The organism is Kribbella sp. NPDC004536 (assembly GCF_042873835.1).
Lineage (GTDB): Bacteria > Actinomycetota > Actinomycetes > Propionibacteriales > Kribbellaceae > Kribbella.
Genome location: NZ_JBIALY010000001.1, coordinates 380,698 through 389,300, shown reverse-complemented (window position 1 = coordinate 389,300; position 8,603 = coordinate 380,698). Strand labels below are relative to the sequence as shown.

At 67.5% G+C, this 8,603-nt stretch carries 7 protein-coding genes; 1 reads left to right on the top strand and 6 read right to left on the bottom strand.

Features of this window, described 5'->3' with window-relative positions:
• Positions 1-34 precede the first annotated feature (34 nt).
• The 4 genes from ACFYRU_RS01915 to ACFYRU_RS01900 are packed head-to-tail and all read right to left on the bottom strand — an operon-like array spanning position 35 to position 4,407.
• Positions 35-1,342, bottom strand: coding sequence for an alpha-L-fucosidase (locus ACFYRU_RS01915; RefSeq protein WP_387651952.1), 1,308 nt, complete (start codon positions 1,340-1,342; stop codon positions 35-37).
• A 14-nt stretch (positions 1,343-1,356) separates the two neighbouring features.
• On the bottom strand, positions 1,357-2,205 hold the full coding sequence (locus tag ACFYRU_RS01910; protein WP_387651949.1) for a carbohydrate ABC transporter permease: 849 nt from the start codon (positions 2,203-2,205) through the stop codon (positions 1,357-1,359).
• The gene (locus tag ACFYRU_RS01905) at positions 2,195-3,124 is read right to left on the bottom strand and encodes a carbohydrate ABC transporter permease (protein ID WP_387651946.1); all 930 of its coding nucleotides are present in this window, start codon (positions 3,122-3,124) and stop codon (positions 2,195-2,197) included. The genes ACFYRU_RS01910 and ACFYRU_RS01905 overlap by 11 nt, the downstream gene beginning before the upstream one ends.
• Positions 3,125-3,126: 2 nt before the next feature.
• The gene (locus tag ACFYRU_RS01900; protein ID WP_387651943.1) at positions 3,127-4,407 is read right to left on the bottom strand and encodes an ABC transporter substrate-binding protein; all 1,281 of its coding nucleotides are present in this window, start codon (positions 4,405-4,407) and stop codon (positions 3,127-3,129) included.
• 170 nt (positions 4,408-4,577) lie between these two features.
• Between ACFYRU_RS01900 and ACFYRU_RS01895 the strand changes: the two genes are divergently transcribed.
• Entirely contained in the window at positions 4,578-5,255 is a 678-nt protein-coding gene (locus tag ACFYRU_RS01895) for a FadR/GntR family transcriptional regulator (RefSeq protein WP_387651941.1), read from the top strand.
• On the opposite strand, the gene ACFYRU_RS01890 is transcribed toward ACFYRU_RS01895, so the two are convergent.
• Together ACFYRU_RS01890 and ACFYRU_RS01885 are read right to left on the bottom strand one after the other, a co-directional pair.
• Positions 5,242-7,035 carry a xylan 1,4-beta-xylosidase gene (locus ACFYRU_RS01890; protein ID WP_387651939.1) on the bottom strand — a complete coding sequence of 598 codons (1,794 nt, stop codon included), beginning with the start codon at positions 7,033-7,035 and terminating at the stop codon, positions 5,242-5,244. The genes ACFYRU_RS01895 and ACFYRU_RS01890 overlap by 14 nt on opposite strands.
• Positions 7,036-8,592, bottom strand: coding sequence for a glucoamylase family protein (locus tag ACFYRU_RS01885; RefSeq protein WP_387651937.1), 1,557 nt, complete (start codon positions 8,590-8,592; stop codon positions 7,036-7,038).
• Positions 8,593-8,603: the final 11 nt, after the last annotated feature.

Genomic DNA, 8,603 nt, shown 5'->3' with positions numbered 1-8,603 from the left:
CGGACGGGTCACTCGGCAACGGTGGACCGATCTTCTAGAGGAACAGCTCGATGACCGGGACCAGGACGTTCGGTTTCTGGATCGGGAGTTTCAGGGTGAGGGTGTCGGAGGCGACGCCACCCATGGTGGTGTTCTGGGCCTGCTGGTGCGGGTTGTTGACGATGCGTTTGATCTCGGAGGCGTCGTTCAGGAGTTGGGCGTACTTGACCTTGCCGGCCAGGCCCTGCAGGTGGATGTGGCCCATCGGCCACGAGAACAGGTGCAGGTAGAGCCGGTCGCCCTTCTGGGTGAAGCGGCAGTCGACCGGGGCGACATGACCCTCGGCCGGCCGCGCGCCGCGGATCGAGCGCTCGTGCAGGCGCATCCATTCGCCGATGGACGAGAGCGTCGCCAGCGCCCGCGGGTCGAACTCGCCGCGCCCGGTCGGGCCGACGTTCAGCAGTAGGTTGCCGTCCTTGGAGACCGAGTCGACGAGCATCTTCACCAGCGTCTCGGGCGACTTCCAGTCCAGGTTGTCCCGGTCGTACCCCCAGCTGCCGTTCAGCGTCTGGCACGCCTCCCACAGCACCGGTACGCCGTCGCGCTGCATCGGCCCGTCCGGCTGGTACTGCTCCGGCGTCACGAAGTCGCCCGGGATGTCGAGCCGGTCGTTGATCAGGATGTCCGGCTGCAGCTCCCGCACCATCGCCATCAGCTCGACGGACCGCCACTCGTCGCGACCCTTGCCGTTGCCCGGCCCGGGCAGCCCGTCCTCGCGGTTCCGGTTCGGGTACGAGAAGTCGAACCACATGATGTCGATCGGCCCGTAGTTGGTCAGCAGTTCCCGCGTCTGCGCGTGCAGGTAGTCGGCGTACACCTGGACGTCCCGTCCCGCGGCCTTCGCCTGCGCCTCCTCGTCGTACCGCTGCGGGTGCACGACGTCGATCGGGAACTCCGGGTGGTGCCAGTCGATCAGCGAGTGGTAGAACCCGACCCCGAGCCCCTCGGCCCGGCACGCGTCGACGAACTGCCTCACCAGGTCCTTGCCCGCACCCCACGCGGTGTGCGCGACCGTGTAGTCGGACACCTCGGAATCCCACAGGCAGAAGCCCTCGTGGTGCTTGGTGGTGAGGACGGCGTACTTCATGCCGGCTTCACGGGCCGCGCGGGCCCACTTCGTCGGGTCGTACAGGTCAGGCTCGAAGTGGTCGAAGTACGGCTGGTAGTCCTCGTCGGTGAGCCGCTCGCGGTTCTTCACCCACTCGTGGCGGGCCGGCAGCGAGTACAGGCCCCAGTGGACGAACAGGCCGAACCGCCAGTCGCGGAACTTCTCGACGGAAGCCGCGGGAGGCGCGTCAGTCATCAGATCTCCTTAAATTAGCGGCCGCCGAGTCCGGTGACGAGCAGGCCGCGGACGAGGTGTTTCTGGAGGAGTACGACAAGCAGTACGGTCGGCACCATCGCGAGCACCGACGCGGCCATCATCAGGTTCCATTGGGTGCCCTGCTGGCCGACGAACTGCGCCAGGCCCAGCGGCACCGTGCCCTTGTCCTCGACGCTGTTGATGATGATCAGCGGCCACAGGAAGCTGCCCCAGAAACTGATGAACGTGAAGACGGTGAGTACGGCCAGGGCCGGCCGCGCGAGCGGGAGCATGATCCGGAAGAACGAGCCGAACGGGCCGCAGCCGTCCACCCGGGCCGCCTCCTCCAGCTCGGCCGGCACGGTGAGGAAGAACTGCCGCAGCAGGAAGGTGCCGAACGCCGTGAACGCCCAGGGCAGGATCAGCGCCCAGTAGCTGTCCACCCAGCCGAGCGCCTGCATCAGCCAGTACATCGGCACGATCAGGACCTCCTGCGGCACCATCAGCGTACCGAGGAACAGCACGAACAGTTGCTCACGGCCCCTGAATTTCAGCCGGGCGAACGCGTACGCCGAAAGGCTCGAGGCAGCGACCACGACCAGCGTGCCGGCCACCGCCACGAACAGGCTGTTCAGGAAGTACCGGTCGAACGGCGCGAACGTGAACGCGTCCGCGTAGTTCTTCCAGCGGATCTCGGACCCGAACAGGTGCGGGGTCGGCGTGAACACCTCGTCCGCGGGTTTCAGCGAGGTCGAGACCGCGTACACCAACGGACCGAGGAACACGATCGCGACGATCACCAGCAGGAGGTGCGAGACGCCGTTGCGCACCTTGCGGACGCCGCTGTTGGTCTCAGACGTCATAGTTCACCCACCGCTTCTGCCCGAAGAACTGGATCGCGGTGATGCCCATGATGATCACGAACAGCACCCATCCGGCCGCCGACGCCAGGCCCATCTGGAGGAACTGCCAGCCCTGGTTGTAGACGTACATCACGATCGTCTGGGTGGCCACGCCCGGGCCGCCCTGGGTCAGGATGAACGGCTGCGCGAACACCTGGAACGAGGTGATCAGCGTCATCGTGGTGGCGAAGAACATCGACGGCGTGATCATCGGCCAGGTGATGTAGCGGAACCGTTGCAGCGGTCCGGCGCCGTCGATCTGCGCGGACTCCAGCTGGGACTGTGGCACCTGGTCGATGGCGGCCGAGAAGACCAGGAAGTTGTACCCGAACCCCTGCCAGATCGACATCGCGACGATCGCCGGCATCGCCCAGTTCGACGAGCCGAGGAAGTTCGGTGCGTCGATGCCGAACCAGCTCTGCAGACCGCCGGCGATCAGCCCACCGGGCTGGAACAGCAGCCGCCAGACCATCACGTTGGCGACCATCGGCGTCATCACCGGGATGAAGAACAGCACCCGGAAGATCTGCCGGCCCTTGATCTGCGGGCCGAGCCAGGTCGCGAGCCCGAGCGAGACGACCACGTTCAGCGGGACGTACAGCACCACGAACAGCACCGTGTTCAGCACCACCCGGCGGAACACCGGGTCGTGCAGCAGGTGCGAGTAGTTCCCGAACCCGAGGAACGAGCGGCTGCCGAACACCGGCCAGTCGAACAGGCTGATGCCGAGCGCCATCGCGGTCGGGAACAACGTGAACAGGGCCAGCCCGCCGAGACTCGGGGCCAGGAAGACCGACGCGTACCGGCCGTCCCGGCGGAGCGCGGGCCGCCGCCCCGGCCGAGTCTTCTCGGCCGGGGCGACGGTCTCGTTCACGGTCACCATCAGGACCCAGCGCCTGCCTGGTCCTGGATGGTCTTCAGCGCCTGGTCGGGCGGGATCTCACCGTTCAGCGCCTGGGTTCCGAACCGGTTGAGCAGGTCGGCGACCTGCACCCACTTCTTCGAGGTGACCAGCGGGATCGAGTGCTCGGAGGCGTAGTCGATGGTCTCCTTCGCACCGTCGATCCCGGCGGCGGTGAACCAGGCCGGGTGCGCCACGGTCCGGGACGGGTACGCGCGGCCGGCCTGGGCCAGCACCGTCAGCGGCTTCTCGCTCGTCATCGACATGATTGCCTGGAAGGCCGCGTCGGGCGTCTTGCAGGCCCGGGAGATACCGAAGCCGGATCCGGCGGTGTACGTCTTGGAGCCGTCCGGACCGGCCGGGATCGGCGCGATGCCGAGGTTGAACTTGACCTTGCCCTTGGTGTCGATCAGCGACCACGGCCCGTTCAGCTGCATCGCGGCCTTGCCGCCGGTGAACTGCTGGGTCTCGAAGTCCGGGTTGCCGCCCGGCACCTGCGGGGCGATCTTGTCGGTCTTGACGAAGTCGGCGTACTGCGAGAAGCCCTGCTCGAACTTCGGGTCGGTGAAGTTGAGCTTGCCGTCGGCCAGCGGCTCGGCGCCGGTCATCGTCCGGATCCAGGACATCGTGCCGAGGTCGCCGGGGGTCGTCACCAGGCCGGTCTTCCCGGCGGCGGTCAGCTTCTTGGCGGCTGCCTTGAACTCGTCCATCGTCCAGCCCGGCTTCGGGTCCGGTACGCCGGCGGTCTTGAACATGTCCTTGTTGTAGAAGATCACCATCGGGCCGGAGTCGTACGGGATCGCGATCTGCTTACCGTCCGCCTTCAGGCCGTCCATGATCGGCTTGTCGAAGTCCTCGGCCTTCATGCCGTACTTCTTCATCAGGTCGTCCAGCGGCAGCATCGCGCCGGCGTACGACGCCATCCGCAGGCTCTGCATGCCGATGATGCAGGGCGCCTTGCTGCTCGCCAGCGTGGTGCCGATCTTCGACCAGTAGCTGTCCCACGGGGTGCCCTGGAGCTTGACGGTGATTCCGGAGTGATCGACGTGAGCCTGATCGGCGACCTTCTGCCAGGCGGCCTGGTCCTCGGTACCCGCGACCCAGAACGTCCAGGTCAGGTCGGCCTTGTCGGCCGAGCCGGAGCTGCCGCCGCCACTGTTGCCGCCACCACAGGCGGCGACGGCGGTCAGGGCGACAGCCGACAGCGCGGCCATACCGGTCTTCAGGGCCCAGCGGCGTGCCCGCACTGGTGTTGCTTTCATCGCTGACCTCCAGGGGATGTTCTTATTCATCCGATCTATAGTCGGTGGTCTTCCCGACAGTCAACACCTCGTGGCCATACTTCTCGATCTGAATCGGCGTTTTAGGCCTAGACATCCGATGTATCGTGCTGGAACATCGGATGTCTGAGGAAGATTCTGGAGGCGGGGCGATGCGCGTCACCGACGAAGCGATCGACCGGATCAAGCACATGATCGTGGCCGGGGAGCTGCGGCCCGGTGATCGCCTGCCGCGCGAGGCCGACCTGGCCGCCCGCCTCGGACTGTCCCGGAACTCGCTGCGCGAAGCGGTGAAGGCGCTCGCGCTGATCCGGGTGCTGGAGGTCCGGCAGGGCGACGGTACGTTCGTGACCAGTCTCGACCCCTCGCTGCTGATGGAGACGATGGGCTTCGTCCTCGACCTGCACCAGGACGCGTCGGTACTGGAGTTCTTCGAGGTACGGCGGATCCTGGAGCCGGCCGCGGCCGCCCGGGCGGCGCTGCGGATGGCCGACGAGGACATCGCCGCGGTGCACAAGCTGCTGGACGAGCTCGGCCCGGACCCGTCGGTCGCGGACCTGCTCGCCGGTGACGTCGAGTTCCACCGGCTGATCGCGGTCGGCAGCGGCAACCGGGCACTTGCCTCGATCATCGACTCGTTGCGGCAGCCGACGTACCGCGCCCGGATCTGGCGGGGGCTGACCCAGACCGACGCGGTGGCCCGCACACTCGCGGAACACCGCGCGATCCTGACGGCCATCGAAGGCCGCGAGCCCGAGGTGGCCCGGTCCTGGGCCACCGTGCACATCGTCGGGGTCGAGCGCTGGATCCAGGAAGCTACCGGGGGCTGAGCTCCAGCAGTACGGCCGACGGCATCGGGAGGTTCACCTCGACGGCCTCGTCCTGCAGTTCCAGCTTGGCGACGGCCATCCGGCTGCGGTCGGCGAGGTCGGCGAGCTCGTCGTCGGACGGCCAGTCGCCGAGCCCGGCCGCGGCGGTGGCGATGTCGCCGGCGCCGATCGCCAAGGTGGTCGCGGTTACCTGCCAGGACCGATCGACGCCTGGCAGTTGGAGGCGAATGTTCCTGCTCAGCTCGGTCGCGCCGTCCGCCTTGGTCTGATCCAGGGTGAGGTTCCAGAGCAGTACGGCGACGCGGTCCCGGTCGCGTGCCGCCCAGGCTTCGATCAGGCTGCCGCCGCCGTCGCCCTCGTACGCCACCGGCAGCTCGACCGGGCCGAGGCGGCTGAGCAGCGTCATCGCGTGGTACCGCGGTTTCGCCAGCCCACCGACGGTTTGCAGGCCGAACCCGCCATGCAGGAAGCGCGGCGGGCGGCCGAGTTCCTCGAAGTGGTCGGAGGCGACCCAGTACGACAACGCGTCGATCCGGCCGGCCGCGGACCGCATCCCGCGGAGCAGGAAGACGCCGGCGAAGACCGAGTCGTTGATCGGGTTGAAGTGCGTCGGCGTGACGCCCCACTCGGTCCACAGGATCCGCGCGTCGCCGTACCCGTGCCGCTCCAGCGACGCCCGGACGTCGAGCGGCGGGCTCCCGTACGTGTGCGTGGAGACGAAGTCCACCGGTGTGTGGTGCTCCGCCGCGTGTGCCAGCAGGTCGTCGACCCAGCCGGCAGCGGCCGACGACGGGCCGCCGACCTGCAGGCGGGTGTCGACGGACTTCACCGCGGCTGCGCTCACGTCGTACAAGTGCAAGAACTCGGCCTTCGTACCGGACCAGAACACCTCGAGGTTGGCCTCGTTCCAGACCTCGAAGTCCCAGGTCAGCACCTCGTCCAGTCCGTACCGGTCGACCAGGTGCTGCACGAGTGCCCGCACAAGGTCGTACCACCGGTCGTACGACGCGGGTGGCGAGATGATCGCGCCGTACGCGAAGACCGTCTTCGTCGGATCGCTCGCCAGTTCGCGCGGCATGAACCCGAGCTCGACCACCGGCCGCAGCCCGATGCCGAGCAGCTTGTCGTAGATCTTGTCGACGGTCGAGAAATCGTAGGTGTCGCCATCGATCACGTGGGTGTCGTCGTGGAAGATCGCGTGCGCGCGGACCGTCCGCACGCCGATCTCGTCGTGCATCCGGCGCAGCGCGTCCTCGAGTTCGGTGCCGATCTCGTGACCACCGGTGCGGTCCGTGCAGAGCAGCTGACTGAGCCGTTCGCTGCCGATCATCGGCTCCCACGGCCGGGCCAATTCCGTGCCCTCGGCAACCACGTCGACGGTCACGATGACGGTCGGGGCGATGCTCCCGGCAACCAACGGTACGGCACCGACGGTGTGACTCGGCCGGCCGTGCGCGGTCACCTCGGGCACGCTCGCGACCGCGTACCGGTACGGCGTACCCGGGGTGCCCGTGGTGTCGACGTACGGCGGCGACGGCACCGAGAGCACGTCGCCGCTGTGGTGGTCGACCGGCTCCAGCGGGCCGTGCTCGCCGGCGCCCCGGAGGATCAGGTAGCCGGCCGCGCCGTCCACCGGCGTCCAGTCGATCGTCACGTGGCCGACGCCGCCGACCGCCGAGACCTCCTTCGGCGGATCGAGCTCCGGGAAGGCGAACTCGCGCTGCTCGTCGGAGCGGAGTGCGATCCGCTGGTCCCAATCAGCCTTGGCGTCGTCCGGCATCTACAGAACTCCCGATTCGAACTGTTCCATCGCGATCAGCGGCCGGATCCGTTGCTCGACCGTTCGGCTGGCGAAGTTGCGCCGGATCAGGTCGTTGCCGAACACGTTGCCGATAGCACCCATCACCATCGCCTGGTCCAGCGACAGGTACCGCTTCGCGATCAGCCCGGACTTGGTCGCCACCGAGTCGTAGAACCCGCCGGCGCCGTACGCGTGCAGCGTGTTCTCGATCTTGCTCAGGTTGTCGATCGCCTGCGCCGGGGCGTATGCCATCGCGAGGAACGCCGCGTGCGGGGTGACCACGCCGTCGCCGTACGTCGGGTTCGGGTTGGTGCCTTCGCGGCAGCCCTCGAAGCCCGCGTCGTAGTTCGTGCCCTCGAGGTCGGACGGGTAGCCGCCCGGGTCCATCCCGATCGGCTCGACGCCGTAGACCGAGTACCCGCCCTTCGGGTTCGACGCCGGAGAGAATCCCCAGTAGCCGTAGCGAGCGTCGTCCAGGCCGTGCTCGATCTGCGCGCGGACCGTCAACGGGTGGTTGATGCCCCAGCTGCGCGGTGCCCAGGTCGCCTCGGGTACGAACAGGTCCGGCATCAGCGACTCGAACATGTCACCGCCCCAGGACGGCACCAGCCGCATCCCGCGGTACTCGTACGTGCCCTCGAAGACGTCGAGCCCGAGGTACGTCCGGTGTACGCCCTTCGGCTTCTGCTCGACCCACGACCAGTCGCACGTGTCGGGGAAGGTGCGGTAGGTCGCGAAGTACTGCGTGTGCGGGACCTGGTTGAGCGCGAACCCGACGTACCCGGCGATGCGGGCCTCGGTGTTGCAGGTGTCGTAGTGGAACTTGCGGTAGTACACGTCCGGGCCGACGCCGGCGTGGTTGCCCTTGTCGGTTTCCTCGTCCGGCGGCGGGGTCTCGAAGAAGCCGCCGCGCATCAGGCCGCCGGGACGGGCCGCGGGGTTGTAGTAGTACTTGAAGTTCATCCGGTTCAGCAGCAGGTCCGCGAGCGCACGGGCGCGCGGTTCGGCGTTCCGGACGACCATCAGCGCGCAGGCGAACCACGCGTTGTCGACGCTGGACACGAACGGCGTGATCGGGCGGGTGCCGTCGGGGTCCACGTACCGCACCGCACCGGTCGCCTCGTCGTACCAGTTGAAGTACATGCCACTCGGCACGTGGTGGACGGCGTCCCGCATCGTCGTCAACGTCTGCGTGATCCTGCGCAACGACTCCTGCGGCGAGATGATCCCGAGATGCTTCGCAACCACGGTGCTCCACAAGTACCCGCCGATGTTGGTAGGCGACGTGTAATTGCTCCGCACCGGGTTGCTAACAGACTCCCCGATGTTGTCAGCAGGCAGCCCAGTACGTTCGTCCGTCATGGCAACGATGCTGCGCCAGGTATCCCGAGCCCACCGCCCGACCAGCGCGCGATCGGAGGGGCTGGGAACCCAATGGCTGTTGGCTGTTCCTCCGAAAGCGGGTGATTCGACGCCGGCAACCACAACAGCTCCGGCTGCGGCGAAAAGAGTACGGCGACTGATGATGGCGGTCATCTGAAACCTCT

Bases quoted from the DNA above. Each gene is read 5' to 3' on its own strand.
- ACFYRU_RS01890 (WP_387651939.1), bottom strand. From the start codon at position 7,035: ATGCCGGACGACGCCAAGGCTGATTGGGACCAGCGGATCGCACTCCGC.
- ACFYRU_RS01900 (WP_387651943.1), bottom strand. From the start codon at position 4,407: ATGAAAGCAACACCAGTGCGGGCACGCCGCTGGGCCCTGAAGACCGGT.
- ACFYRU_RS01885 (WP_387651937.1), bottom strand. From the start codon at position 8,592: ATGACCGCCATCATCAGTCGCCGTACTCTTTTCGCCGCAGCCGGAGCT.
- ACFYRU_RS01895 (WP_387651941.1), top strand. From the start codon at position 4,578: ATGCGCGTCACCGACGAAGCGATCGACCGGATCAAGCACATGATCGTG.
- ACFYRU_RS01910 (WP_387651949.1), bottom strand. From the start codon at position 2,205: ATGACGTCTGAGACCAACAGCGGCGTCCGCAAGGTGCGCAACGGCGTC.
- ACFYRU_RS01915 (WP_387651952.1), bottom strand. From the start codon at position 1,342: ATGACTGACGCGCCTCCCGCGGCTTCCGTCGAGAAGTTCCGCGACTGG.